At 64.1% G+C, this 24,641-nt stretch carries 24 protein-coding genes; 12 read left to right on the top strand and 12 right to left on the bottom strand.

What is annotated here, in order from left to right:
- The first annotated feature begins 27 nt into the window (after window positions 1-27).
- Window positions 28-882, top strand: coding sequence for a glycine betaine ABC transporter substrate-binding protein (locus tag HU218_RS07335; protein WP_174874289.1), 855 nt, complete (start codon window positions 28-30; stop codon window positions 880-882).
- A 74-nt stretch (window positions 883-956) separates the two neighbouring features.
- Here the strand turns inward: HU218_RS07335 and HU218_RS07330 are convergent, their stop codons facing one another.
- Both HU218_RS07330 and HU218_RS07325 read right to left on the bottom strand, forming a co-directional pair.
- Window positions 957-2,291: a GGDEF domain-containing protein gene (locus HU218_RS07330; RefSeq protein ID WP_174874288.1), complete on the bottom strand. Its 1,335-nt coding sequence runs from the start codon at window positions 2,289-2,291 to the stop codon at window positions 957-959.
- A gap of 134 nt (window positions 2,292-2,425) precedes the next feature.
- Window positions 2,426-3,226, bottom strand: a complete 801-nt coding sequence (locus HU218_RS07325; protein ID WP_174874287.1) for a DeoR/GlpR family DNA-binding transcription regulator — start codon at window positions 3,224-3,226, stop codon at window positions 2,426-2,428.
- Window positions 3,227-3,376: 150 nt separating this feature from the next.
- Between HU218_RS07325 and HU218_RS07320 the strand changes: the two genes are divergently transcribed.
- Complete coding sequence (locus tag HU218_RS07320) at window positions 3,377-4,162, top strand: HAD family hydrolase (protein WP_174874286.1); 786 nt, start codon at window positions 3,377-3,379, stop codon at window positions 4,160-4,162.
- A gap of 69 nt (window positions 4,163-4,231) precedes the next feature.
- Here the strand turns inward: HU218_RS07320 and HU218_RS07315 are convergent, their stop codons facing one another.
- Window positions 4,232-5,710 (bottom strand): methyl-accepting chemotaxis protein, encoded by a 1,479-nt coding sequence (locus HU218_RS07315; protein ID WP_174874285.1) that lies wholly within the window; start codon window positions 5,708-5,710, stop codon window positions 4,232-4,234.
- A 232-nt stretch (window positions 5,711-5,942) separates the two neighbouring features.
- Here HU218_RS07315 and HU218_RS07310 point away from each other — a divergent pair, with 232 nt between their 5' ends.
- Complete coding sequence (locus tag HU218_RS07310) at window positions 5,943-6,272, top strand: hypothetical protein (RefSeq protein WP_174874284.1); 330 nt, start codon at window positions 5,943-5,945, stop codon at window positions 6,270-6,272.
- Window positions 6,273-6,353: 81 nt separating this feature from the next.
- Here HU218_RS07310 and pta read toward each other — a convergent pair whose 3' ends face one another.
- Complete coding sequence (pta, locus tag HU218_RS07305; RefSeq protein WP_174874283.1) at window positions 6,354-8,447, bottom strand: phosphate acetyltransferase; 2,094 nt, start codon at window positions 8,445-8,447, stop codon at window positions 6,354-6,356.
- A gap of 3 nt (window positions 8,448-8,450) precedes the next feature.
- The gene (locus HU218_RS07300; RefSeq protein WP_174874281.1) at window positions 8,451-9,647 is read right to left on the bottom strand and encodes an acetate kinase; all 1,197 of its coding nucleotides are present in this window, start codon (window positions 9,645-9,647) and stop codon (window positions 8,451-8,453) included.
- A 477-nt stretch (window positions 9,648-10,124) separates the two neighbouring features.
- Between HU218_RS07300 and HU218_RS07295 the strand changes: the two genes are divergently transcribed.
- The 6 genes from HU218_RS07295 to HU218_RS07270 all read left to right on the top strand — a co-directional run bounded on the left by HU218_RS07295 (window position 10,125) and on the right by HU218_RS07270 (window position 16,371).
- On the top strand, window positions 10,125-11,234 hold the full coding sequence (locus HU218_RS07295; protein ID WP_174874279.1) for an aromatic ring-hydroxylating oxygenase subunit alpha: 1,110 nt from the start codon (window positions 10,125-10,127) through the stop codon (window positions 11,232-11,234).
- A 70-nt stretch (window positions 11,235-11,304) separates the two neighbouring features.
- The gene (locus HU218_RS07290; protein WP_174874277.1) at window positions 11,305-11,823 is read left to right on the top strand and encodes a hypothetical protein; all 519 of its coding nucleotides are present in this window, start codon (window positions 11,305-11,307) and stop codon (window positions 11,821-11,823) included.
- Between the two features lie 2 nt (window positions 11,824-11,825).
- Window positions 11,826-12,683 (top strand): DMT family transporter, encoded by an 858-nt coding sequence (locus HU218_RS07285; protein ID WP_174874276.1) that lies wholly within the window; start codon window positions 11,826-11,828, stop codon window positions 12,681-12,683.
- On the top strand, window positions 12,680-13,510 hold the full coding sequence (locus HU218_RS07280) for a DMT family transporter (protein ID WP_246210798.1): 831 nt from the start codon (window positions 12,680-12,682) through the stop codon (window positions 13,508-13,510). Before HU218_RS07285 ends, HU218_RS07280 begins: the two co-directional genes overlap by 4 nt.
- A gap of 71 nt (window positions 13,511-13,581) precedes the next feature.
- On the top strand, window positions 13,582-13,938 hold the full coding sequence (locus HU218_RS07275) for a SpoIIAA family protein (protein WP_174874275.1): 357 nt from the start codon (window positions 13,582-13,584) through the stop codon (window positions 13,936-13,938).
- Between the two features lie 126 nt (window positions 13,939-14,064).
- A complete protein-coding gene (locus HU218_RS07270) occupies window positions 14,065-16,371 on the top strand; it encodes a Tex family protein (RefSeq protein ID WP_174874274.1) in 2,307 nt (768 codons plus the stop codon).
- Between the two features lie 144 nt (window positions 16,372-16,515).
- On the opposite strand, the gene HU218_RS07265 is transcribed toward HU218_RS07270, so the two are convergent.
- The 6 genes from HU218_RS07265 to HU218_RS07240 form a co-directional block, all read right to left on the bottom strand.
- Window positions 16,516-16,776 carry a DUF2164 domain-containing protein gene (locus HU218_RS07265; protein ID WP_174874272.1) on the bottom strand — a complete coding sequence of 87 codons (261 nt, stop codon included), beginning with the start codon at window positions 16,774-16,776 and terminating at the stop codon, window positions 16,516-16,518.
- Window positions 16,777-16,878: 102 nt separating this feature from the next.
- On the bottom strand, window positions 16,879-18,261 hold the full coding sequence (gene dbpA, locus HU218_RS07260; RefSeq protein ID WP_174874271.1) for an ATP-dependent RNA helicase DbpA: 1,383 nt from the start codon (window positions 18,259-18,261) through the stop codon (window positions 16,879-16,881).
- 109 nt (window positions 18,262-18,370) lie between these two features.
- Entirely contained in the window at window positions 18,371-19,318 is a 948-nt protein-coding gene (locus HU218_RS07255) for an SPFH domain-containing protein (protein WP_174874270.1), read from the bottom strand.
- A 29-nt stretch (window positions 19,319-19,347) separates the two neighbouring features.
- Window positions 19,348-19,773, bottom strand: a complete 426-nt coding sequence (locus tag HU218_RS07250) for an NfeD family protein (protein WP_174874269.1) — start codon at window positions 19,771-19,773, stop codon at window positions 19,348-19,350.
- A gap of 13 nt (window positions 19,774-19,786) precedes the next feature.
- Window positions 19,787-20,179: a VOC family protein gene (locus HU218_RS07245; RefSeq protein WP_174874268.1), complete on the bottom strand. Its 393-nt coding sequence runs from the start codon at window positions 20,177-20,179 to the stop codon at window positions 19,787-19,789.
- A 60-nt stretch (window positions 20,180-20,239) separates the two neighbouring features.
- The gene (locus HU218_RS07240; protein ID WP_174874267.1) at window positions 20,240-21,397 is read right to left on the bottom strand and encodes a PQQ-dependent sugar dehydrogenase; all 1,158 of its coding nucleotides are present in this window, start codon (window positions 21,395-21,397) and stop codon (window positions 20,240-20,242) included.
- 206 nt (window positions 21,398-21,603) lie between these two features.
- Between HU218_RS07240 and HU218_RS07235 the strand changes: the two genes are divergently transcribed.
- Genes HU218_RS07235 through HU218_RS07225 form a run of 3 tightly spaced genes read left to right on the top strand, consistent with a single transcriptional unit; the run spans window position 21,604 to window position 23,797 of the window.
- On the top strand, window positions 21,604-22,854 hold the full coding sequence (locus HU218_RS07235) for a SpoIIE family protein phosphatase (protein WP_174874266.1): 1,251 nt from the start codon (window positions 21,604-21,606) through the stop codon (window positions 22,852-22,854).
- Window positions 22,851-23,411 (top strand): SiaB family protein kinase, encoded by a 561-nt coding sequence (locus HU218_RS07230; RefSeq protein WP_174874265.1) that lies wholly within the window; start codon window positions 22,851-22,853, stop codon window positions 23,409-23,411. The genes HU218_RS07235 and HU218_RS07230 overlap by 4 nt, the downstream gene beginning before the upstream one ends.
- Window positions 23,412-23,413: 2 nt before the next feature.
- Complete coding sequence (locus tag HU218_RS07225; RefSeq protein WP_174874264.1) at window positions 23,414-23,797, top strand: DUF1987 domain-containing protein; 384 nt, start codon at window positions 23,414-23,416, stop codon at window positions 23,795-23,797.
- 57 nt (window positions 23,798-23,854) lie between these two features.
- Here HU218_RS07225 and HU218_RS07220 read toward each other — a convergent pair whose 3' ends face one another.
- Window positions 23,855-24,433, bottom strand: coding sequence for a DNA-3-methyladenine glycosylase I (locus HU218_RS07220; RefSeq protein ID WP_174874263.1), 579 nt, complete (start codon window positions 24,431-24,433; stop codon window positions 23,855-23,857).
- Between the last annotated feature and the right edge of the window lie 208 nt (window positions 24,434-24,641).

Here is a 24,641-nt window from a genome sequence, read left to right as displayed (position 1 = left end):
ACCTACATAACAGGCTGAGGAATAGAGATGAACTTGAATCGCAGAACTTTCACCCGTATCACGCTGCTGGCCACCGCGCTGGCATGTAGTAGCGGTGCCTTTGCCGCCGACAAACCGCTGATCAAGATCGGCTACGTGGAAGGCTGGGCGGATAGCGTGGCCACCACCCAGGTGGCGGCCAACATTATCAAGACCAAGCTGGGCTACCCGGTGGAACTGGTGCCGGTAGCGGCCGGCATCATGTGGCAGGGCGTGGCACGCGGCGATCTGGATGTCACGCTGTCGGCCTGGCTGCCGGCCACCCATGGTGACTACTACCAGAAGCTGAAGGACAAGGTGGTGATCGCCGGTACCAACTATCCGGGTGCCAAGATCGGCCTGATCGTGCCGGAATACGTGCCGGCCAAGAGCATTGCCGATCTCAACAAGTACAAGGACGTGTTCCAGGACCGCATCGTCGGTATCGATGCCGGCGCCGGGGTGATGAAGAAAACCGAGCAGGCGATCAAGGACTACAACCTGGATCTGAAACTGATGCCCAGCTCCGGCCCGGGCATGGCATCGGAACTGGCGCGCGCCATCAATGGCAAGCGCCCGATTGCGGTGACCGGCTGGATTCCGCACTGGATGTTTGCCAAGTGGCGTCTGCGCTTCCTGGAAGACCCGAAAAAGGTTTACGGCGAAGAAGAGCACGTGGACACCGTGATGAACCCGGGCCTGACGACCAAGGCGCCGGCGGTGGCCAGCTTCCTGAAGAAGTTCAGCTGGAAGGCGGAGGAGGTCGGCAGCGTGATGCTGGACGTGGAAAACGGCATCAAGCCGGCGGCCGCGGCCGAGAAGTGGGTGGCCGGCAACGGCGGCCGCGTGGCTGGCTGGTTGTAAACGCATCACGTCATGCAAAAGCCCCGGTAGCGTTATGCTGCCGGGGCTTTTTGCGGTCTTGCGGTTGGCCGCAATCAGCTGGTGGTCTTGTCGCGGCGCTGTTTTTTCATGCGGTACATCATGTCGTCGGCGTGACCGAGCAGTTGCTGTCCGCTGTTGCCGTTTTCCGGATAGAGCGCGACGCCGATGCTGACATTGACCGGGATGGTGTCGGCGCCGATCGCCAGTGGTGCGGCAAATGCCTGCTGGATTTTTTCCGCCACCGTGCCGGCGTGTTCGGCCAATTGCAGGTCTTCGAGCAGCACGATGAACTCGTCGCCACCGATCCGCGCCACCGAATCCGTTTCGCGCACGCAGCTGCTCAGCCGGGAGGCGACTTCCTGCAGCAGTCGGTCGCCGGTGGTGTGTCCCAGGCTGTCGTTGATGTGCTTGAAGTTGTCCAGGTCCAGATACAGCAAGGCAATGCGGCTGGCGTTGCGCATTGCCCGTGCCAACGCGGACTGCAGGCGGTCGTTGAGCAGTGCGCGGTTGGGCAGGCCGGTCAGCGGGTCGTGCTGCGCCAGGTGCTGCAGCCGGCTGTGCAGCTGTTTGCGTTCGATGGCGGTGGCGATCTGGGTGGACACATATTGCAGCAGCTCCTGATGCTGCACGGTGTAGCGCATGCCCGGATCGCGGCTTTTCAGGATCAGCACGCCGATGACGCCGCTGCTGGCACTGAGCGGCACGCCCAGCCAGCTTTGCAACTGCGGATCGGGCGAGGGGGGCTGCTGGCTGTCGCATTGCCATAACAGCGGTTGGCCGCTGCTTACTACCTGGTTGCCCAGCGCGCAGAGCGTCGCCGCGCCGGTGCTGTCTGGGGCGCCGGCCGACAGGTCGGCCTGGTAGGAGATGCTTAACTGCTGCGCGCCAGCGTCGCACAGGGCGACCGCGAAGTCCTGCGCCGGCAGCAGTCCGGCAATGATGTGATGTATCTGCCGGAACAGCGCCTGCAGGTTCTCTGCCGCGTGCGCGGCTTCGGAGATGGCGTATAGCGCCGCCTGCATCGACTCCGCCCGCTTGCGCTCGGTGACATCGCGCGCCACGGCAATGCGCATCTGCTTGGATTCCGACCAGCGGGCGGACCACATGATGTGGGCGATCGAGCCATCCTTGCGGATGTAGCGGTTCTCGAAGTGCGGGTTGGGTTGGCCGCGCATGATCTTGCCGGCGGCGCTCAGTGTGCGCTCGAGGTCGTCCGGGTGGATGAAGGCCAGCATGGAGCGGCCAACCATTTCTGCCGGCGTGTAGCCGAATATCTGTTCGCTGGCGGCGCTGACGAACACAAAGTTGCCGGCCGCATCCACCGCGCAAACGGCATCCAGCAACAGTGGCATGAACGATGCCGGGTCAAGCTGGTTATCGGGTGCCATGAAATTATCCCTGCAACAGTAGCCGGAATGGACGCCGCGCGGGCTTGGGCGGCGGCATCGCTGCTGTGACTACGACATTATAATAACGCAACGGCATTGTCTGCCGCATATTGGCGCAGTTGACAGCATTTGTATCAACTGGCGGCGGCAAACAGCAACGGCACGCCGCTGCCTTGCAGTCGCTCTACCTTGTGCGGCTCGGCATCGGCCTCGATCACCAGCCGGCTGACTTCCGCCAGCGGCGTAACGGCAAACGGCGAGGCGGTGCCCAGCTTCTGGTTGGTGACGGCCAGCACGATCTGGCTGCACTGGCGTACCAGCAGGCGCTTGAAGGCGGCCTCTTCGGCGATGGTGGTGCCGATGCCCAGTTCGATATCCACCGAGCAGGTGCCCAGAAAGCAGATGTCCGGCCGCATGGCCTGTATTTCCAGTGCCGCCGCGGTGCCGATGGTGCCGCCGATGCGGTGGTCCATGCGCCCGCCGACCACGGTAACGTCGAACTGCTGGCGTCCCAGCAGGGCGGCGGCGATGAGAATCGAGTTGGTTGCCACCGTCAGCGGCATGTCCGGCAGCGCGCGGGCGATTTCCAGGTTGGTGGTGCCGGAATCGAGAAATACGAACTGCCCCGGCTGCAGCAGCTGTACCGCCGCTGCGGCCAACCTTGCCTTGCTGGCCACGTTCTCGTGGCTGCGCTCGTCGAGACTGCCGGTATTGGGCGTCATGGCAATGGCGCCGCCATAGACACGCTTGCATACGCCGCTGGCTGCCAGCTCGCGCAGATCGCGGCGGATGGAATCTTCGGAAACCCCCAGCGTCTGCGCCAGTTCGGTGGCCAGCACGCGGCCATCCTGCAGTAGCAGTTGGCGGATATAGAGCTGGCGGTCGCTGGGCAGGCTGTTGTTGCCCGGTCGCGGCAGGCGGGTATCGGTGTGCATGCGTGATTGGCCGGAGAAGTTTGCGCAATCGTGCAGCAATGTACGTAGTCGGTCAATTTCGATCACGATTTTGCGCATGGTTTTGCATGTTTGTTTGCATGTTTGTGCATGAAGGTGCACAATTGGCGCGTGATTTCTCAGGAGACTGCCATGTTTCGCGCCATTGCCACCGATCTGGACGGTACCTTGCTGGATGCCGACTCCCGCGTTAACGCGCGCAGCTGGCAGGCGCTGCGCCGTGCCGCCGCCGCAGGTTGCCAGCTGATTGTCGCCACCGGCCGCCATCACCGTGATGTGCGCGAGATACTGGCCGCGGGTAGCGACCTGTCGATCAGTGTCATCAGCGCCAATGGTGCCCGGGTGCATGCGCAGGACGACCGGCAGCTGCATGCGGCCAACCTGACGCCGGCGCTGGTCAACAAGCTGCTGCAGCCGGCACTGGCCGGCGATGCCGAAATGGGGCTGTATCTGGATAGCCAGCGGCTGGCCTGCCGTTACCACGGGCCGCTGCAAGCGTATGCCGGCAAGGCGGAGCAGGTGGAGTCGCTGGCGGACTACCACGGTAGCGGCGTCGCCAAAATCATCTACTACGCCGCACCGGACAAGCTGACGGCGATCGAGCAGGAAATCCTGCATCGCTTCGAAGGGCAGCTGGCGCTGGTGTACTCGCAGGACTGTTATCTGGAGGTGATGGCGCCCGGCGTCAGCAAGGGCAGTGCGCTATCGCTGCTGCTGGCCGAGCTGGGTATCGCCGCCGAACACTGCGCGGCATTCGGCGATGCGCAGAACGATGTGGAGATGTTGCGTCTGGTCGGCCACCCGCACCGCATGGCCAATGCCAGTCCGCGATTGAGCGGGCAGGTGCCGCAGGCGCGGCAGATCGGGCACCATGCCGAATCGGCGGTGGCCCGGGTGCTGGAGCAGGCTTTCGCCTGAGTGTCGGGTTGGCCGCATGAAAAAACCGCCTGTCGGCAAGCCGGCAGGCGGTTTTTTTTATCCGCGGGATCAGCTGGCGGCGAGCTGGAACTGGCGCATGTTATCGCCCAGTTCCGCCATCAGCCGGTCCAGCCGTTCGGTGGCGCTGGCTATGGTGTCGGTTTCGCCGGACAGGGTGCGGCTGCTGTCGCCCACCGCGGTGATGTCGCCGGCAAAGCGGGCAAAGCCGGTGTTCTGGTTCTCTTCCGCCTGCGATACCTCGCGCAGCAGCTGCGCCAGCGCGTGGGTGTCGCGGATGATGCCGGCGAGGCGCTGCTGCGCATCCACCGCATGCTCGCGCCCGGCGCGCACCTGGGCATTGCCGTTGCGGATGGCGTCGATGGCCTCGTTGGTGCCGCTGACGATCAGGCCGATTTTCTGCTCGATATCCAGCGTGGCGTGTTGGGTGCGCTCGGCCAGCTTGCGCACCTCGTCGGCCACCACGGCAAAGCCGCGACCCATTTCGCCGGCCCGTGCCGCTTCGATGGCGGCATTCAGTGCCAGCAGGTTGGTCTGGTCGGCAATGTCACGGATCAGCTGCACAATGCCGTTGACCTCGGCGCTGCGCTCGCCCAGGTCTTCCATGCGTTCTACCGCGTGCATGATGACCTCGCCGGCCTGGTTGAGCTGATTGACTGCCTGATCCATTGCCTGGCCACCACCGTTGGCCGCGTGGCCGGCATTGGCCGCCATGCTGGTGGCGCAGTGCGACTGCGCAGCGTTCTGGCTGGTCACTACCGCCATCTGCTGGGCGATCACCACCATGTCTTCGGCGCGGTTGCGCTGTTCGTTCATGGTGCGGGCAATCATCTGGGTGCTGCCGGCAATGTCGCGGCTCTCGTTGGAGGCGGCGGAGATGGAGTGGGTAACCTGTTCCATCATCTGCTTCATTGCCTGGGTGGCCAGTTCGGCGGCTTCGCGCGCCTGCTCCAGTTTGGCAAAGCTGCGCGATTTGGCGCGATCGTTGGCCAGCGCCAGGCTCAGCACCACCAGCGTGAGGCCGATCAGCGACTTGGCCTGCAGGATGGGCAGCTCTTCGTGGGCAATCGGCGTGGGCGGGATGTCACCGGCGGCGGACAGCAGGAACATCACCGCGATCATCACGAAAGTCAGCAGTGTCCACACAATGCCGGCACGGCGGCCGCTGACAAAAATGGCGGCAAACGGTACCACGGCAAACCACATGATGCTGGTGGACATGATGCCGCCGTTGACATACACCATCCAGCACACCATCAGGTACATCACCAGCACGATCAATTGCGCCACCAACCGCAGTGCGCCACTGAGCTTGAGCAGTAGTGGCCCGAGCAGCATGGCAATACCGCCGAGCAGGATGCCGGTGCCCATCGCCGGGTGGTGCAGCTTGAAATAGGAGAGCGCGAACAGCGGGGCGATCAACCCGGCGAGCAGGCCGACGCTGACCACGGTGCGGGCGCGGATCAGGCCTTCCGCATCCTGGCGGATGGCATCCGGGATGAACCATTCTGCAATGGTGTTGAGAGACATTTTGTTTCCTCGCGTTGTTGTGTTGGCGGCGCCTCATTTGCGGACGCGGCTCGTGCTTTGTTTTGTACTGCGAGCAACAGGCTAAAACAATTGTTTGAATTCTACAAGCGGCTGGTACGTAACGGTTTTTTGGCGGGCAGGAATGGGCTTCCGTCCGGATGGGCTACTGCTCGAGGCTGGAAAATGCCGACGGCTGACCTATGCTGAGGACACACAAGCGGAGGGGTGGATCATGGGACAGATGCTGGATAAACAGGTAAGCGACTTGCTGTCGCGGCGGGATCACGGCCTGGCGTGCTGTGATGTGAAAAGCTCGTCGGTGCGGCTGCAGAAGTTGCCGCTGGGCGCGGAACAGGCATTGCAGTTGCAGGCGTTGGCACAGGTGCTGGATGCCAGCAGCGAGTGCCTTGGCGGCCAGTTGCTGGCCGCGGCGGTAGGCGATCTGTGGGACAAGCTGGATGAGCCGCTGCGTAGCGAGGCGGTGGCCGCCTTCAAGGCCATACAGCAGGCCGGCAAGCCGGAAACCATCCCCGGGGTGGAGTTCAATCTCGGCGGCAGTTAACGGGAAACAAGGTTGGCCGCAGGTAACAAGGCCCCCGCATGGCGGGGGCCTTGTCATGTCACGGTGGCGAGCGCCGTGCGTTTAGCCTTCGGCCGGCAGCTGTTCGGCCTGGATCGCGGTGAGGGCGATGGTGTAGACGATGTCGTCCACCAGCGCGCCGCGCGACAGGTCGTTTACCGGCTTCTTCAGCCCTTGCAGCATCGGACCGACCGACACCACGTTGGCCGACCGCTGCACCGCCTTGTAGGTGGTGTTGCCGGTGTTCAGGTCCGGGAATACGAACACGTTGGCGCGGCCGGCTACCGGGCTGTCCGGCGCCTTCTGGCGGCCAACGCTTTCCACACTGGCGGCGTCGTACTGCATCGGGCCGTCGATCAGCAGGCCCGGGCGCTTCTCGCGGGCGATGCGGGTGGCTTCGCGCACTTTCTCCACGTCGTCACCGCTACCGGAAGAACCGGTGGAGTAGGAGATCATCGCCACGCGCGGCGGAATGCCGAAGGCGGCGGCGGAGTCCGCGCTCTGGATGGCGATGTCGGCCAGCTCTTCCGCGCTCGGGTCCGGGTTCACCGCGCAGTCACCGTACACCAGTACCTGGTCCGGCATCAGCATGAAGAACACGCTGGACACCAGCTTGGCGCCGGGCGCGGTCTTGATCAGCTGCAGTGCCGGGCGGATGGTGTTGGCGGTGGTGTGTACCGCGCCGGAAACCAGGCCGTCCACTTCGTTCAGCGCCAGCATCATGGTGCCCAGCACCACATTGTCTTCCAGCTGCTGCTCGGCCATCGGCGCGCTCAGGCCCTTGCTCTTGCGCAGCTCGACCATCGACGGCACGTAGCGGCTGCGGACCTCGGCCGGATCGACAATCTCGATACCGGCCGGCAGGGCAACGCCCTGTGCCTCGGCCACTTGCAGGATGTCGTTGCGGTCGCCAAGCAGCACGCAGTGGGCGATGCCCTTTTCGTGGCAGATGGCGGCGGCTTTCACCGTGCGCGGCTCGTTACCCTCCGGCAGCACGATGCGCTTGGCGGCGCGGCGCGCCTTTTCCATCAGCTGGTAGCGGAAAGCCGGCGGCGACAGGCGTTTTTCGCTGGTTTCGCCGATGCGCTGCTGCAGTGTGGTGCAGTTCAGGTGCTCGGCGACGAAATCGACCACCCGTTCCATGCGCTCCAGGTCGTCGGACGGTACCTGGCGGTTCATCGCCGCGATCAGCGTGGTGCTGTCCAGGGTATTGGTGTCGATCGACAGTACCGGCAGGCCGCTGGTAAACGCCTTGTGGCACAGCTGCGCCACACGCGGGTCCGGCTCGGCGCCGCAGGTCAGCAGCAGGCCGGCCAGCGGTACACCGTTGAGTGCCGCCATCGCGGTGGCCAGAATCACGTCCTCGCGGTCGCCCGGGGCGATCACCAGGGCGCCCGGCTTCAGCAGGTGCACGATGTGCGGTACCGAGCGCGCCATCACCGACATGCTCAGCACGCGGCGGCGGGTCAGTTGGCCGGCGTGCAGCAGCCGCGCCTTGAGATAGTTGGCCACGTCCAGCGTGCGCGGTGCCATCAGTTCCGGTTCCAGCGGAATGCCGCCGAGGCACGGAATGCGTCGCGCCTGGATCAGCCGGCTGCTGGCGGAAATCTCTGCGGCCAACGTCCGTGCCTGCTGTTCCGGCTGCAGGCGGTTAAGGATGTAGCCGGCGATCTGGCCACTGCCGCCGTTGAAAGCCTGGATGGCGATTTCCAGCTTCTCGGCCAGCTCGTGGCTGGGCATGTTGCCGCCACTGCTCACCAGCACCACGTCGCACTGCAGGGTGCGGGCGATCTTGCTGTTGATGTAGGTGGTGAACACGTGTTGCTGGTCCTGCACCAGTCCTTCGACAATCACCACGTCCACGTTGGCCGCCGCCTGCTGGTACAGGCTAACCACTTCTTCCAGCAGCTGGTCGAGCTGGCCCTGGCTTAGCAGGTGCTCGGCGCGTTCCATGCTGATCGGTGCCGGTGCGTTGAGATGGCACAGCTCGCGGGCAAAGTGGGTGGAGCGTTCCGGCTCGTCGCCATTGCCGCCCTGGGCGATCGGCTTGACGAAGCCGACCTTGAGGCCGTCCTGTTCCAGTGCGCGCACCAGACCCAGCGATACCGAAGTCAGACCGGCATCAAAGCCGACCGGGGCAATCAGGTATGTGCGCATGGCTCAGGCTCCTTGCCCGCCGGTGAGGGCGGCGGTATCCAGTGCGATCATCAGTTCTTCGTTGGTGTTGACTACCAGCGCGGCGACGCTGTCCGCGGTGGTGATGCGGCCTGATTTGCCACGGAAGGCGGCATCGTTGGCCGCAGCGTCCAGGGTCAGCCCGAGGAAGCCCAGCTGCTTGATGACCTTGCCGCGCAGCAGCGGCGAGTTTTCGCCGATGCCGCCGGTAAACAGCACGGCGTCGAGGCGGCCCAGCGCCACGGTCATGGCGGCGATCTGCTTGGCCAGGCGGTAGGCAAACACTTCCAGCGCGATGATGGCGCCGGTGTGGCCGGTGGCGGCGGCATCTTCCAGCTCGCGGCAGTCGCTGGACAGCTCGGACAGGCCCAGCAGACCGGACTGCTTGTTGAGGATGTCGGTGACGCCCTGGATGTCGGTGCCCAGCTCGGCCGCCAGGTAGCCGAAGATGCCCGGGTCGATGTCGCCGGAGCGGGTGCCCATCACCAGGCCTTCCAGCGGGGTCAGCCCCATGCTGGTGTCCACGCTGCGCCCGCCCAGTACCGCCGCCACCGACGCGCCATTGCCGAGGTGGGCGCAGACGAAGGCGGTATCGGCCAGCGCTTTACCCAGCATGTTGGCCGCCTCGGCGGTGACATAGCGGTAGCTGGTGCCATGGAAGCCGTAACGGCGCACGCCGTGCTCGCGGTACAGCGCCATCGGCACCGCATACAGATAGGCATGCTGCGGCATGGTCTGGTGGAAGGCAGTATCGAACACTGCCACCTGCGGCAGGTCCGGGAAGCATTCCATCGCGGTGCGGATGCCCAAGAGGTGGGCCGGGTTGTGCAGCGGCGCCAGGCGTGCGCAGTCCTCGATGGCGGCGATAACGCCATCGTCGATCAGGGTGGACTGTTTGAAGGTCTCGCCGCCATGCACCACGCGATGGCCGATGGCGGTCACGCTGCCGGTCAGTTCGCGCTCGTTCAGGTAGCTGAGAATGGCGCGCATGGCGCCGGCGTGGTCGCCCTGCGCCAGTGACAGCTCGACCTTGCGGCCATCCTGCTTGAAGCTGATGCAGGCATCGGGCAGGCCCAGTTTTTCTGCCAGGCCGGTAAGCGTGGTGACCTGGTCGGCCGGGTTGATCAGCGCGAATTTCAGCGACGAGCTGCCGCAGTTGATGACGAGAGTGTGGGTGATCATGTCGGGTCCGTAAGCAGTAAGACTTTAAGCAAGCGTCTGTGCCGTGGTTGCGTGTTGTTGTTATTGCCGCGCGCGTAGCCAGACCGGGCTGTCTGCACTGCGGGAGGCGGGCATTATCCCTGTTTGTGGTGCATTGCACCATAGGGATTTCCCCGCCTGCGGTCACAATCGCCGCCCGGGTTGATTGTGAGATGGCAATAAGACAAGGCCATGAAAGCAAACGGGTTTTACGGGGCAAATTTTCCACAGCCAGGGTTGGTCATATTTACCGCGGCAATCTGTTGACTTGGCACAAAAAGCGGGGCAAAAAACGCTTGCCCCGGGGGGGGAATTGGCCCAAAATCCCGCCCTCGATTGCGGGGGTGCGTGTGTCTAACCCTTGCTATCAATTGCGTTTTCTTTTTTATAGCTCTCCGTAAACTCGTTAAGAGCGAGATTCGGCTGGTCTTATACTTCTCCCCAGGGGGTGTGGGAATTATGTCTGATCTGGCTTCGTCCCAGTTGCTCCGGGCCTCTGCCGCGCAGTTGCCTGTTTCTACCTATTTCGATCCGGCGTTTTATGAGCTGGAGCAGAAAATCCTGTTTGCCGATGCCCCGCAGTACTACGGTCATGAGTTGATGGTGCCCAATGCCGGCGACTATCACACCCTGGACTGGATGGGCCACGGCAAGATGCTCAAGAATGTCGATGGCGACATCAAGCTGATTTCCAATGTCTGCCGTCACCGTCAGGCCCTGATCTACCAGGGGCGCGGCAACGGCAACCACATCGTGTGCAATCTGCACGGCTGGACCTACGACAATGCCGGCCAGCTGGTGGGCGCGCCGCATTTTCCGGAAACGCCGTGCCTGAACCTGAACCAGACCGCGCTGACCCGCTGGAACGGCCTGCTGTTCGATGCCCGCCGCGACATCGGCCGCGACCTGGCTAAGCTGGGCGTTGCCAAGCACATGACGTTCGAAGGCTACGGCTACCACAAGTCGTTCACCACCGAATACAACTTCAACTGGAAGACCTTCATCGAGGTGTATTCCGAGGACTACCACGTGGACCCGTTCCACCCGGGCCTCGGCAATTTCGTCGATTGTGGCGATCTGAAGTGGGAGTGGGGTGACCAGTACCACGTGCAGACCGTGGGGGTGAAGAACAAGCTCGCCCGTTCCGGCAGCAAGGTGTACGGCAAGTGGCACGAGGAAGTGATCAAACGCTACGCCGACAAGCAACCGGAATTCGGCGCCATCTGGCTGACCTACTACCCCAACATCATGGTGGAGTGGTATCCGCACGTGCTGGTAGTCAGCGTGGTTGTGCCCAAGGGTCCGGAGCAGTGCACGGTGATTACCGAGTTCTACTATCCGGAAGACATCCTGTGGTTCGAGCCGGACTTCATCGAGGCCGAGCAGGCTGCCTACTTCGAAACCGCGGTGGAAGACGACGAAATCTGCCAGCGCATGCATGAAGGCCGCAAGGCGCTGTGGCTGCGCGGCGAGAACGAGGTCGGCCCGTACCAGTCGCCGACCGAAGACGGCATGCAGCACTTCCACGAGTTCTATCGCCGCCTGATGGGCGAACATCTGGCTGGCTAAGACGCTGTATTGTGCGGCACAATAAAAAGGCGCGGGCTTTCCGCGCCTTTTTCGTTGCCGACTGCCCCCCATGCGCTGTTACTGCCTGCTGCCTGTCCTGCTGTTGCTTGCCTCTGCCGCCTACGCGGCGCCGTACCGTAATCCCGCCCTGGGTATCAGTTTCGATCTGCCTGCCGGCTGGAAGGTGCGCCCGGACAACCGTGGCGGTATCCGCGTCTTGCCGCCGCAGCTGGAGGACCGCGAACGCAGCGGTGTCAGCGTGCGGCTGTGGCGCGAACGGCTGCAGGGCAAGGAGCCGATAGCCAAGCTGGCCGACAGCTACCGCAAGCCGCAGGGCGAGCGCGAGATGGCCGGCAAGGTGCAGCTGCAGCGAGCCACCGGCCGGCTGGTGCTGGAATACCGCGAAGGCGAGTATGTGCAGAACAGCCTGTGGATCCTGCGTAGCCATCTGCGGGTGGTGCAGCAGGATGGCCGCAGTGCCGTGCTGGCCGACTGTGCGGCCAACGCTTCCGAGTTCCATCGCTACCGCAAGGCTTTTGCCGCGCTGTGTCTGGGTGCCTCGGTGGTGCGTGGCGGCAAGGGAGGCTGAGCATGCGACAGTGGTTTGCCCGCCTGGGCTCGGGCTGGATGGTGCTGGCCGCGCTGTGCTTCGCGCTGATGAGTTTCTTTGCGGCCAACCTTGGCGCGCGTTTCGATTCCTTCGAGGTATTGTTCTACCGCACTTTTGTCGGCCTGCTGGTGCTGGTGCCGACCATGCTGAGTCGCCACGAGCGGCTGTTCACCAGGCATGTCGGCGCGCATGCCAAGCGTAGCCTGATGGGCTATCTGTCGATGGCCATGCTGTTCTACGCGCTGGCGCATCTGCCGCTGGCGACGGCGGTTACCCTCAACTACACCTCGTCGCTATCGTTTGCGCTGTGCTTCGTACTGCTGCGCGGCGAGCGGCTGTCGCCGCCGGTGCTGCTGGCGCTGGTGCTGGGCTTTGCCGGCATCTGCTTTGTGCTGCAGCCCAGCTTCAACGCCGGCCAGTGGTTGCCGGGGCTGATCGGCCTCGGGTCCGGCCTGTGTGCCGGGCTGGCGGTATTCCATGTGCGCGAGCTGGGCGAACTGGGGGAGGAGCCGTCGGTGATCGTGTTCTGGTTCTTCCTGTTGTCTTCGCTGTTCGGGCTGGGGATGGTGCTGCTGCGTGGCGGCTTCTCGCTGCCGGCGTGGCCATCGCTGCTGCAGCTGGTCGCCGTCGGTCTGTTCGGCTTGTGGGGGCAGCTGGCGATGACCCATGCCTACAAGGTTGGCCGCAAGTATCTGGTGTCCAGCCTGTCCTACCTCACCGTGGTGTTCTCCGCCTTGCTGGGCGTTCTGTTCCAGGGGCAGGCTCTGGCGGCCTCGGCGCTGACCGGCATGCTGCTGATCGTCACCTGCGGCCTGCTGGCGATCCGGGGCGGCCGATGAACGGCGCGCTATGGATGCTGCTGGCCGCCGCCAGCTTTGGCCTGATGGGGGTGTTCGTCAAACTGGCAGCCGCCACACTGGGCACGGTGGAACTGGTGTTCTGGCGCACGGCGTTTGCCGTGCTGCTGCTGGGCGGCAATGCGCTGCTGCGGCGGCAGTCGTTCGCCACCCCGTTGCTGGCGCGCCACCTGCAGCGCGGGCTGCTGGGCTATGTGTCGCTGCTGTGCTACTTCTACGGCATCAGCCATCTGCCGCTGGCTACCGCGGTCACGCTCAACTACACCTCGCCATTGTTCCTGTCGCTGCTGTCGGTGCTGTTGCTGCGCGAAAAACTGGCGCGGCCGGCATTGCTGGCGATGGTGCTGGGCTTTGCCGGCGTGGCGCTGCTGCTGCGGCCAACCTTGCAGGGCGTGGGGCTGTGGCCGGGGGTAGTCGGGCTGCTGTCGGGCTTTCTGGCCGGTTGGTCGTATCTGCATGTGCGCGAACTGGGCCAGGCCGGCGAGGCCGAGTGGCGCACGGTGTTCTACTTCGCGCTGATTTCCACCCTTGGCGGCCTGCTGCTGATGCTGGGGCAGGACTGGCACCCGCTGACTGCGGCCAACCTGCCGTGGGTGCTGGGGCTGGGGGTGACGGCGATGATCGCGCAGCTGGCGATGACCCGCGCCTACAAGGTTGGCCGCAAGCTGCTGGTGGCCAATCTGTCCTATCTCACCGTGGTGTTTTCCGCGCTGTTCGGCGTGCTGGTCTGGCGCCATGTGCTGAGCATCGGCGAGCTGGCGGCCATGAGTTTGATTATTCTCAGCGGTATTCTGGCCGGCCGGCGCTAAAATGCAGTAAGAATGACCGTAGGCGCCGCTCACAAGGGGGCTGGTTGCCGTTATCCAGAAAGGAGCACGACATGATTTCCATCCGCGAGCAGGAGTATGGCCTGGATGTCGCACTGTTCAACGAGTTCACCCTCGGCGATTTCAAGCTGCTGGAACAGGCGTTGCTCAAGCGTGCCGAAGAGCACGGCAAGCCCGACGTGCTGCTGGACCTGTCCGGCCTGAAGGACTTTACCCTCGACATGGCGCTGGAAGAAGTGCGTTTCATGCGCGCGCACGAGAACACCTTCGGCCGCTTCGCCATCGTGCGCAACGATGTGTGGATCAACCTCGCCGCGCATATTTCCGGCCTGCTCACCCATACCCATGCCGAGTATTTCGACAGTGTGGAAGAGGCACAGGCGTGGCTGCTGCGTCCGGTGGCGGTGTAAACCCGGGCGGCGTTGCCACAGGCCCGGCTTAGCCGGGCTTTTTTGTTTTCCGCGCCCGCCGGCTTGCTTTTCCGGCGTATGCCGTTACAGTAGCGGCTTCCGTTTTTTCGTACAGAACCACGCCGCATGTTGAAGAGTATCGCCAGCCGCCTGGCTACCGAGCTGAATGTCCGCGAAGCGCAAGTTACCGCCACCATCAACCTGATCGACGAGGGGGCCACCATTCCCTTCATCGCCCGCTACCGCAAGGAAGTTACCGGCGGGCTGGATGACACCCAGCTGCGTACCCTGGGCGAGCGCCTGGGCTATCTGCGCGAGCTGGACGACCGCCGCGCCAGCATTCTCAAAAGCATCGCCGAGCAGGACAAGCTGACGCCGCAGCTGGAGGCCGCCATCTATGGCGCCGACAACAAGACCACGCTGGAAGACCTGTACCTGCCGTACAAACCCAAGCGCCGCACCAAGGCGCAGATCGCGCGCGAAGCCGGGCTGGAGCCGCTGGCCGACAGCCTGCTGGCCGACCCGACGCAAGTACCGGAAACGTTGGCCGCGGCTTACGTCGACGATGCCAAGGGTGTGGCCGATACCAAGGCGGCGCTGGACGGCGCGCGTGCCATCCTGATCGAACGCTTCGCCGAGGATGCCGTGCTGCTGGGCCAGCTGCGCGACAAGCTGTGGAACGAAGCCGAGCTGGCTGCCAGCGTGCTGGAGGGCAAGGAGCAGGAAGGCGCCAAGTTCGCCGACTACTTCGCCCATCGCGAACTGCTGAAGACCACACCGTCGCACCGCGCGCTGGCGCTCTTGCGCGGCCGTAACGAGGGCGTGCTCAGCCTGGCACTGAAGTACCAGCCGGACGACACCCCGCTGACGCAGCGCTCTGCCTACGAAGAGCGCATCGCCGCGCAGTTCGGCATCAAGGATGCCGGCCGCGCCGCCGACAAGTGGTTGCTGGACACCGTGCGTCTGACCTGGCGCGCCAAGATTTTCCTGTCGCTGGAACTGGAGCTGATGGCGCGCATCAAGGACGCTGCCGATGCCGAGGCGATCAAGGTGTTTGCGGCCAACCTGAAAGACCTGCTGCTGGCCGCGCCGGCCGGCCCGCGCGCCACCCTCGGCCTCGATCCGGGCCTGCGCACCGGCGTGAAAGTGGCGGTGGTGGACAACACCGGCAAGCTGCTGGATACCGCCACCATCTATCCGCACGAACCACGCCGCGACTGGAACGGTTCGCTGGCGACTCTGGCCGCGCTGTGTACTCGCCACAAGGTGGAACTGATCGCCATCGGCAACGGCACCGCCAGCCGCGAAACCGACAAGCTGGCGCAGGAGCTGATCCGCGCCTTCCCGCAGCTGGGCATGAACAAGATCGTGGTCAGCGAGGCCGGCGCCTCGGTGTATTCCGCCTCCGAGCTGGCGGCCAAGGAATTCCCGGGCCTGGACGTGAGTCTGCGCGGCGCGGTGTCCATTGCCCGTCGCCTACAGGACCCGCTGGCGGAACTGGTGAAGATCGATCCGAAATCCATCGGCGTCGGCCAGTACCAGCACGACGTGAACCAGAGCCAGCTGGCACGCAGCCTGGACGCGGTGGTGGAAGACTGCGTGAACGCGGTGGGTGTGGACGTGAACATGGCCTCGGTGCCGTTGCTCACCCGCGTCTCCGGCCTCAACAGCACGCTGGCGGCCAACATCGTGGCACACCGCGACGCCAATGGCGCTTTCAAGAGCCGCCGCGAGCTGTTGAAGGTGAGCCGCCTCGGTGACAAGACCTTCGAACAGGCGGCAGGCTTCCTGCGCATCATGGGCGGCAGCAACCCGCTGGATGCTTCCTCGGTGCACCCGGAAGCCTATCCGCTGGTGGAAGGCATCGTCGCCAAGACCGGCCGCGCGGTGAAGGACATCATCGGCGACATCAGCTTCATCAAGACGGTGCGTCCGAGTGACTACACCGACGAGCGCTTCGGCTTGCCGACGGTGATCGACATCCTGAAGGAACTGGAAAAACCGGGCCGCGACCCGCGTCCGGCGTTTGAAACCGCCACCTTCCAGGACGGCGTGGAGGACATCAAGGACCTGCAGCCGGGGATGGTGCTGGAGGGCGTGGTGACCAACGTCGCCAACTTCGGCGCCTTCGTCGACATCGGCGTGCATCAGGATGGGCTGGTGCATATTTCGGCGCTGTCCACCAAGTTTGTCGACGACCCGCGCACGGTGGTGAAGGCTGGCCAGGTGGTGAAGGTCAAGGTGCTGGAGGTGGATGTGCCACGCAAGCGCATCGCGCTGACCATGCGTCTGGACGACGAGCCGGGTAGCAGCAGCCGCAGCGGTGCCGGTCGCAGCGAACCGCGTGGTGGCGGCAAACCGCGCCAGCAGGCGCCGCAGGACTTGGGTGGTGGCGCGATGGCGGCAGCGTTTGCCAAGCTGGCCCGCAAGTAAGTAGCAAACCGTACGACAAAACAGCCTGACGATGTCAGGCTGTTTTTGTTGCTGCTGCCGTTAGGCGTGCAGGCGGCGGGTAAGGCAACAAGGTTGGCCGCCGGCGCTTGCTGCGGCCAACCTTGCCTTGAAGTAGTGCGATGCTCAGTGCTTGCGCTGCGCCGGCCACCAGCCGAATTCTTCTGCGAAAACTTCGCTGTCCACTTCCATGACCCTCTGTTGCAGGCGCTGCTGCACGTCGCGCACCGCCTGGTTGTAGATGGCGGGGCCGATTTCGGCGAGCAGGAAATCCAGCAGCGCCTCGTTTTGCAGCCGGCCCGGCGGCTCGTCGAAATTTTCCGCGGTATAGCGTTGCAGCGAAGCGATGGCCTGCTCGCGACGGGCCTTGTCCAGCTTGATGCTCATGGTGTGCCTTGCGGGGGAGGCCGGCAGCAGGTGCGGCACGGCGGACAATAAAAATGCCGCGGCACCCAGGCAGGGCGGCGCGGCAGCGTGGCGATGGCGGACTTAGTCCAGCAGGCGCATCTTGTACTGCTTGGCCTTGATCTTGCCGCGCGACAGGCGGTCGAATGCCTGTTCGGCAATGTGGCGGTCCAGTGCCACAAAGGTGTTGAACTCGAACACGGTGATCTTGCCCACTTGCGTGGCGGTGAGGCCGCCTTCGCCGGTCAGCGCGCCAAGGATGTCGCCCGGGCGCAGCTTGTCACGTTTGCCGCCGGCGATTTCCAGCATCACCATCGGCGGCAGCAAGGCACCGCCCGGTGCCGGTTTCAGATCGGCAACATCTTCCCAGGCCAGGTCGGCCTTCTGGTATTCCTCGATCGCCGAGGCGCGGCGCGCGTCGCTGGGGCTGACCAGGGTCAGCGCCAGGCCGTGCTTGTCGCCACGACCGGTACGGCCGATACGGTGGATGTGCACCTCCGGATCGTGTGCCACGTCGACGTTGATCACCAGATCCAGCTCCTTGATGTCAAGGCCGCGCGCGGCCACGTCGGTGGCCACCAGCACGGTGGCGCTCTTGCTGGCGAAGCGTGCCAGAACCTGGTCGCGGTCGCGCTGTTCCAGTTCGCCGTACAGTGCGATGGCGGAGAAGCCGGCCTGTTGCAGCGCTTCCACCAGCTCCTTGCAGCGCTGCTTGGTGTTGCAGAACGCCAGCGCCGAGGTTGGCCGCACGCTTTGCAGGATGCGTGCCACCACGTCCAGACGCTGTTCCGGATCGATCTCGTAGCACCACTGTTCGATCTTGCCGGCGTCGTGCAGCGATTCCACCTGCACCATGTGCGGCTGCTTCATGAACTGCTCGGCCAGCTTGCGGATGTTGTCCGGGTAGGTGGCGCTGAACATCAGCGTCTGGCGCTGGCGCGGGCAGGCGCGCACGATGCCGACGATTTCCTCGATGAAGCCCATGTCCACCATGCGGTCGGCCTCGTCCAGCACCAGTGTCTTGACGCCGCCCAGCTCCAGCGTGCCGCGCGACAGGTGATCCTGCAGCCGGCCCGGGGTGCCGACCACGATGTGCGCGCCGTGCTCCAGCGAGGCGCGCTGCGGTGCCATCGGCGTGCCGCCGCACAGGGTGATTACCTTCACGTTGTCGATGCAGCGTGCCAGGCGGCGGATTTCCTGTGCCACCTGGTCGGCCAGTTCGCGGGTCGGGCACAGCACCAGTGCCTGGATGGCAAACCAGCGCGGGTTGATGCTGGTCAGCAGGCCCAAGCCGAACGCCGCCGTCTTGCCGCTGCCGGTCTTGGCCTGTGCGATCACGTCACGGTTGTCCAGGATGGCGGGCAGGCTGGCGGCCTGGATCGCGGTCATGCTGTGATAGCCCAGGCTATCGAGGTTGGACACCAGTGCGTCAGACAGGTTGAGGCTGGAGAATTTGGCTTTGTTCACAATGACTTGGCTTTGCTGATGATTCAAGGCGCGGGAGTGTAACAGCCTGGCGCCTTGCGGCCAACCTTGTGCCGCGTTCGCGCACGGGTTGGCCGCACGTGGCGGTGGCTCAGGCCTTGCCTTTTACCTGCTCGATCACGCGCATGGCGCTGGCGACGGCGCCGCCGATATCGGCGGCATTGCCCGGCAGCAGCATGGTGTTGCCGGTCTTGGCGATGTTGCCGAAGGCCTTGATGTACTGCTCGGCCAGCTTCAGGTTGACGGCATCGCTGCCGCCTTGCTGGCCGATGGCCTGCGCGATCAGCACCAGCGCCTCGGCATTGGCCTGGGCCACCAGGCGGATAGAGGCGGCTTCGCCCTCGGCACGGTTGATCTGGGCCTGGCGTTCGCCTTCGGAGGCATTGATGGCGGCCTGCATTTCACCTTCGGAGCGCTGGATGTCGGCTTCGCGCTGGCCGGTGGCCAGGTTGATCTGCTCCTGCTTCACGCCTTCGGACTGGGCGATGCGCGCGCGCTTCTCGCGCTCGGCGGTGATCTGCTGCTGCATGGAGTGCAGGATGGATTCCGGCGGCGTCAGGTCCTTGATTTCGTAACGCAGCACCTTCACCCCCCAGTTGATCGCCGCCTCGTCCAGCGCGTTGACCACCGCGCGGTTGATTTCCTCGCGCTCTTCGAAGGTGCGGTCCAGTTCCAGTTTGCCGATCACCGAGCGCAGCGTGGTCTGCGCCAGCTGGGTGATGGCCAGCTCGTAATTGGAGGTGCCATAGGACGCCAGCCGCGGGTCCATCACCTGGTAGTAGAGGATGCCGTCCACTTCCAGCTGGGTATTGTCGCGCGAGATGCACACCTGGCTTGGTACATCCAGCGGCACTTCCTTCAGGCTGTGCTTGTAGGCCACGCGGTCGACAAACGGGATCACGATATTCAGGCCGGGGTTGAGCACGGCGTGAAACTTGCCCAGCCGTTCCACGATCCAGGCATTCTGTTGCGGCACGATCTTGAACGACTTGATGGCGAAGATGATGGCCACCAGTAGCAGGGTGAAGGCGAATTCCATGACAGCTCCAGTCGGTTGGTAAGGGGGAATCAGTCGGTGTGTGCCCGGGCACGGATCAGCAGCACGCTGCCCTGGCGGCCGGCGATCTGCCAGCTGGCATCAGGGCTGGCGCTCTCGCCGGCCGCCAGCTCGGCGTTCCATTCGCTGCCGCGGTATTGCACCCGCGCGTGGTTGCCGTCCAGCCAGCGCACGATGTGTACGTGCTGGCCGATGTCGTCATCCTGCGGCGCTGGCGCGGCGGGTTGGCGCGCTTTCCAGCGCTGCAGCAGCAATACCGCCAGTGCGGCGCCGGCAGCAGCAGCCAGCAGTTGCAGGCTGGAGCCGGCATCCAGCCAGGCCAGCAAGGCACCCAGTGCGGTTCCGCAGGCAATGGCCAGCAGGTAGAAGGTGCCGGTAAGCATCTCGGCGCCCAGCAGCAGGGCACTGGCGACCAGCCAGGCAGTGGTAACGGACATGGTGCGGCTCCTGTCAGGCGGCGGGCGGGGTGTGGCAGACCACTTCAATATTATGGCCGTCCGGGTCCAGCACGAAGGCCGCATAGTAATCCGGATGGTAGTGCGGACGCAGGCCGGGGGCGCCATTGTCACGGCCGCCGGCGGCCAGTGCGGCGGCGTAAAAGGCATCGACTTGCTGGCGGTTGGCCGCACGGAATGCCACGTGCAGCGGTGGCTGGTTCGGCGTGCCATGACTGAGCCAGAAATCCGGCTTGGGTGGTTCGCCGAAGCCGGCGACATCGCTGTGGCCGGTGATGGCGGCACTGAATTCCAGTAGCAGCTGGTAGTCGATGGCGGCCAGTGCCGCCCGGTAGAAAGCTTTGCTGACGGTCAGGTCGCTGACGATGATGCCGGTGTGATCAATCATGCGGGGCTCCAGAAAGGGCGAGGGAGCATTATCTGCTCCGGATATGCCGACGGCAATGTGCTAGTGGCGGGCGGCAACCAGTCGCAGCAACTGGCCGTTGCGGTCGTCGGTAAACCACAGGCTGCCATCGGCGGCGGCCTTGATTTCCACCGGTCCGGCCGGGCCATGCTTGCCGCGCCACGGCCCCAGCAGGGTGACAGCCGGACCGCGCGGCAGCCCTTGCGCGTCGGCAGGCAGGGCGACCACGCGCTGCCCGTGCTGGCGATAACCGTGATAGCCGATCACCAGCCAGTCGCGCCACGCCGCCGGTGCCATGCTGCCTTGCCACCAGGCCAGACCCAGCGGCGCGGCATGTGCCGGCAGCAGGCGGAGCGGTTTTTCTGTCTGGCGGCAAGCGTAGCCGCCGAACTCCGGTGCCGCCACGGCGTTGTCGTAGCAGTAGGGCCAGCCGTAATGCCGGCCGGATCGCAGCAGGTTGAGTTCGTCATGCGGCAGTTCGTTGTCGTCGGGCAGCCCCAGCGGCAGCTGGATGCCGTCACGGCTGTTTTCTACCTGCAGCACGCTGCCGGACGGGTGTACCGCGATTGCCATGCTGTTGCGCAGGCCTCGCGCGAAAATGCCCTGATACTGCAGCCGGCTGCCGTCCCAGCGGTAGCGGCGCACCACGCCGGCCGCCTGGTCGCCTTCCGCTTCCCGGCATTGTCCGGCCCGGCGCTCGGCCGGGTTGGCCTGTTCGCAGTTGTTGCTGCTGCTGCCGATGTTCACGTACAGCGTATTGCCGGCGAGGGTGAAGCTGGTTAGCGGGTGGCGCTGGCGATCTGGCAGGGTAGCCAGTGTCTGGCGTTGGGCCGGGTTGTTCAGGGTAAAGCGGCTGATGCGGCCAACCTCGCCCAGTACGATGCTGCCGTCAGCCAGTTGCGCCACGCTGTGCGGGCGATCCAGTTTGCGCAGCAGTGTCTGCCGCTGCCAGTGACCGTCCTGCAGGCTGAAGCGCAACAGGCGGCCGGCGGCGGCATCCCAGCGCACCATTTCGCTGACCAGCACACTGCCATCGGCCAGCAGGGCGATGCCGCGCGGCTGCACCAGGCCGTCGGCGACAATGCCGGCGCACAGTCCGCGCGCGGCGGGGGCTGCCAGCGCGGGCAACCCGTCACAGTTGGCCGCATGGGCGCTGGACAAGGGCGCGAGCAACAAGGGCAGCAGGGCGTAGTGACGCATGGCGTGATGACGAGTGAATGGTAAGGGGCCGACTATAAGGCAGCGTACCGGTTTGTCACTGGATTATCTGCAATACCCGCGGTACAGCTTATTAATGGTAGTGGATTCGTTGGATTCTGTTTAACAGTGATTTCAAATTGCCGTCACCTGACAGTAATGCTGTCTGCCTACACTGCCGTCATTGTTTGTTGACGCAGGAACACACCATGCATAGCGATCGTGCCGCGCTGTCTGCCGTAACCCAGGTAGCCGGTCATCTTTTGCAAAGCCCGCCGGTAGTGACACCGGAGAGCAGCAATTACCAGGTGCTGGAGCTGTTCACCAGCCAGCCAGAGTTGTCCAATTTGCCGGTGGTGCGTGATGGCGCGCCGCTGGGCATCATCAACCGCAACCATTTCATGAGCATGCTGGCACGGCCGTTCCACCGCGAGATTTTCGGCCGCAAGCCGTGTACCGCGTTCATGGATGCCAACCCGCTGGTGGTGGACTACCACCTGCCGCTCACCGAGCTGTCCTATCTGGCGCTGTCGCGTGGCGACAAGGTGCTGTCCGATGGCTTTCTGATCACCGTCGACGGCGGCTATGCCGGTGTCGGGCTGGGGGTGTCGCTGGTGCAGGCGCTGGCCGACCAGCAGGCGCAGAAGCACCAGCAGATGATGGACAGCATCAACTATGCCTCGGTGATCCAGCAGTCGTTCTTGCAAAGCTCGCGCCGCGACATGGCGGCCTGCCTGAGCGACTACTTCATGGCATGGGAGCCGCGCGATGTGGTCGGTGGCGACTACTACTACTTCGTGAAACGCGACGACGGCTTCTTTGTGGCGGTGATCGACTGTACCGGCCACGGCGTGCCGGGGGCGTTCATGACGCTGATCATGGCGTCGGCGCTGAAACAGGTGCTGGGCACCTACGATCTGCACAACCCGGCGGCGCTGCTGTCGCACATCAACCGCCAGGTAAAGGAATCGCTGGGCCAGCTGTCGGCCGACGAGCGCAAACCGGGCGAGAACATCGAGGTGCGCTCCGACGACGGCATGGACTGCGCCTTCTGCTGGTACGACAACGCCAGCCATACGCTGACCTTTGCCGGTGCCAAGACGCCGATCTTCGTGCTGCCGCGCGGCGCGGACGAGGTGACGGTGGTGGATGGCAACAAGAAGGGGGTGGGCTATGTGTCCACGCCGCTGGACTACGAGTGGGACAACCATCGCGTGAAGCTGAAGCCGGGTAGCCGGCTGTATATCAGCACCGACGGCATTATCGACCAGATCGGCGGCCCCAAGCGCATCTGCTTTGGCAAGAAGCGCTTCAAGGAACAGATTCTCAAACACGCCCACAAGCCGATGGCGGCACAGCGCCAGGCGCTACTGGATGCCTTCCACCACTGGCAGGGCGAAAACAGCCGCCGCGACGACGTCAGTCTGTTCGGCATGCATTTCACGGAGCAGCACGCATGAGCCTGGACGCCTTTTACCGTTTCCAGAACCTGGCCCGCGATGAAAGCGTGGTCTTTTTCTACACCGGCTATTTCTCGCAGGCCATCGTTACCGCCATGGCCGATGCCTTGCGGCTGCGCCTGAACCAGACCGATGCCAGCAATGTGCAACGCCGCAAGCTGTTCTCGGTGTTCATCGAGATGGCGCAGAACGTGGTGCATTACTCCGCCGAGCACCTGACCGCTTCCGATAGCGACGATCACGAAATCCGCCGCGGCGCGCTGTGGGTGGGGGAGCGTGGCGGCCAGTTCTACGTGGTGTGTGCCAATCCGGTGGACCGCAACCAGACGCACCGCATCCGCGACAAGCTGGCACCGCTGCTGGGCATGAGCAACGACGACATCAAGCAGCTGTACAAGCAGAAGCTGCGCGCCGACAACGATGCCGAAAGCAAGGGCGCCGGGCTGGGCTTCCTCACCGTGGCGCGCGACGCCAGCGGCCCGGTGGAGTTCGACTTTGCCGACGAGCACGGCCCGCACAGCCCGACCACCATGTTCTATCTGAAAGCCACTATCTGATCATGCAAAACATTTATCTCGCTGCCACCAGCTTCAGTCCGGAAGTGAACTTCGATTTTGCCGCCCACCGCCTGGCGCTGAAGGGCGAGTGCTATCCGGAAAACGCCGCGGTGTTTTTCGAGCCGATCATGAACGCACTGCATAACTATCTGGCGCAGCAGCAGCGCAGCCACATCACCGTGGACGTGCAGCTGGCCTACTTCAACAGCGCCAGTACCAAGGCGATCCTGGCCATCTTCGAGCGCTTGAATGCCGCCGCGGTGGCGGGCAACTATGTGACCGTCAACTGGCACAGCGATCCGGATGACGACACCATCATGGAATTCGGCCAGGAAGTGGCCGACGACAACGGCGCGCTGGACGTCCACTTGCTGGAGCTGGCGTAAGCCGCCAACAGGCAGGCTGAAGGTTGGCCGCAGCCTGCGGGCGTGCGGCCAACCTTGTTACTGTGGCGCGTGATGTCGCGGATGGCAGGGGCAGCCGGTAAGGTGGTCGTTCACCACGCCGGTGGCCTGCAGGAAAGCGTAAATCACCGTGCTGCCGACAAAATTCATGCCGTGCTTTTTCAATGCCTTGCTGATGCGGTCCGACAGTGGTGTGCTGGCCGGGCACTCGCTCAGGCTGCCCCAGTGATTGACGACCGGCTGGCCGTCAACGTGTTGCCACAGCCAGCCGGCAAAACTGCCGTATTGCTGCTGCATGGCAAGAAATACGCGGGCATTGCGGATGGCGCTGTTCACTTTCAGCCGGTTACGTACGATGCCCGGATCCAGCAGCAGGCGCTCCACGTCGCCAGCGGTCATGGCGGCGACCTTGACCGGGTCGAAGTCGTGGAATACGCGGCGGTAGTTGTCGCGCTTTCGCAGGATGGTGATCCATGACAGTCCGGCCTGGGCGCCTTCCAGTATCAGCATCTCGAACAGCTTGTGCTCGTCGTGCACCGGGCGTCCCCACTCCTCGTCGTGATAGGCAATGTATTGCGCGTCGTCGCCGCACCAGCCGCAGCGTTGCAGGGTAGTCATGCAGTGTTTTCCTTGTGATCCGGTGGCGGCATGATATAGGCATTGCTTGCCGCCGGCGTAGCGTGTTGCCGGCTGGTTTACCTCCGGCAACGGGTTTTGGGGGTGTTTTTGTGTCGGCCGTGTTTTAACTTAATAAAGAAACTGGATTTGCCAGCGCTTTTGAATTGCAATTTGCATGCTGGGCTGTCAGTCTGTTGCAAACCGCCAC

Source organism: Vogesella oryzae (assembly GCF_902829295.1).
In the GTDB taxonomy this organism is placed as follows: domain Bacteria; phylum Pseudomonadota; class Gammaproteobacteria; order Burkholderiales; family Chromobacteriaceae; genus Vogesella; species Vogesella oryzae.
Note: the sequence above shows the minus strand (reverse complement) of the source record. Positions and strands in the feature narration are given on the sequence as shown.

Excerpts from the sequence above, each read along its gene's own strand:
- HU218_RS07335 (WP_174874289.1), top strand. The coding sequence starts at position 28 with ATGAACTTGAATCGCAGAACTTTCACCCGTATCACGCTGCTGGCCACC.
- HU218_RS07330 (WP_174874288.1), bottom strand. The coding sequence starts at position 2,291 with ATGGCACCCGATAACCAGCTTGACCCGGCATCGTTCATGCCACTGTTG.
- HU218_RS07325 (WP_174874287.1), bottom strand. The coding sequence starts at position 3,226 with ATGCACACCGATACCCGCCTGCCGCGACCGGGCAACAACAGCCTGCCC.
- HU218_RS07320 (WP_174874286.1), top strand. The coding sequence starts at position 3,377 with ATGTTTCGCGCCATTGCCACCGATCTGGACGGTACCTTGCTGGATGCC.
- HU218_RS07315 (WP_174874285.1), bottom strand. The coding sequence starts at position 5,710 with ATGTCTCTCAACACCATTGCAGAATGGTTCATCCCGGATGCCATCCGC.
- HU218_RS07310 (WP_174874284.1), top strand. The coding sequence starts at position 5,943 with ATGGGACAGATGCTGGATAAACAGGTAAGCGACTTGCTGTCGCGGCGG.
- pta (WP_174874283.1), bottom strand. The coding sequence starts at position 8,447 with ATGCGCACATACCTGATTGCCCCGGTCGGCTTTGATGCCGGTCTGACT.
- HU218_RS07300 (WP_174874281.1), bottom strand. The coding sequence starts at position 9,647 with ATGATCACCCACACTCTCGTCATCAACTGCGGCAGCTCGTCGCTGAAA.
- HU218_RS07295 (WP_174874279.1), top strand. The coding sequence starts at position 10,125 with ATGTCTGATCTGGCTTCGTCCCAGTTGCTCCGGGCCTCTGCCGCGCAG.
- HU218_RS07290 (WP_174874277.1), top strand. The coding sequence starts at position 11,305 with ATGCGCTGTTACTGCCTGCTGCCTGTCCTGCTGTTGCTTGCCTCTGCC.
- HU218_RS07285 (WP_174874276.1), top strand. The coding sequence starts at position 11,826 with ATGCGACAGTGGTTTGCCCGCCTGGGCTCGGGCTGGATGGTGCTGGCC.
- HU218_RS07280 (WP_246210798.1), top strand. The coding sequence starts at position 12,680 with ATGAACGGCGCGCTATGGATGCTGCTGGCCGCCGCCAGCTTTGGCCTG.
- HU218_RS07275 (WP_174874275.1), top strand. The coding sequence starts at position 13,582 with ATGATTTCCATCCGCGAGCAGGAGTATGGCCTGGATGTCGCACTGTTC.
- HU218_RS07270 (WP_174874274.1), top strand. The coding sequence starts at position 14,065 with ATGTTGAAGAGTATCGCCAGCCGCCTGGCTACCGAGCTGAATGTCCGC.
- HU218_RS07265 (WP_174874272.1), bottom strand. The coding sequence starts at position 16,776 with ATGAGCATCAAGCTGGACAAGGCCCGTCGCGAGCAGGCCATCGCTTCG.
- HU218_RS07255 (WP_174874270.1), bottom strand. The coding sequence starts at position 19,318 with ATGGAATTCGCCTTCACCCTGCTACTGGTGGCCATCATCTTCGCCATC.
- HU218_RS07250 (WP_174874269.1), bottom strand. The coding sequence starts at position 19,773 with ATGTCCGTTACCACTGCCTGGCTGGTCGCCAGTGCCCTGCTGCTGGGC.
- HU218_RS07245 (WP_174874268.1), bottom strand. The coding sequence starts at position 20,179 with ATGATTGATCACACCGGCATCATCGTCAGCGACCTGACCGTCAGCAAA.
- HU218_RS07240 (WP_174874267.1), bottom strand. The coding sequence starts at position 21,397 with ATGCGTCACTACGCCCTGCTGCCCTTGTTGCTCGCGCCCTTGTCCAGC.
- HU218_RS07235 (WP_174874266.1), top strand. The coding sequence starts at position 21,604 with ATGCATAGCGATCGTGCCGCGCTGTCTGCCGTAACCCAGGTAGCCGGT.
- HU218_RS07230 (WP_174874265.1), top strand. The coding sequence starts at position 22,851 with ATGAGCCTGGACGCCTTTTACCGTTTCCAGAACCTGGCCCGCGATGAA.
- HU218_RS07225 (WP_174874264.1), top strand. The coding sequence starts at position 23,414 with ATGCAAAACATTTATCTCGCTGCCACCAGCTTCAGTCCGGAAGTGAAC.
- HU218_RS07220 (WP_174874263.1), bottom strand. The coding sequence starts at position 24,433 with ATGACTACCCTGCAACGCTGCGGCTGGTGCGGCGACGACGCGCAATAC.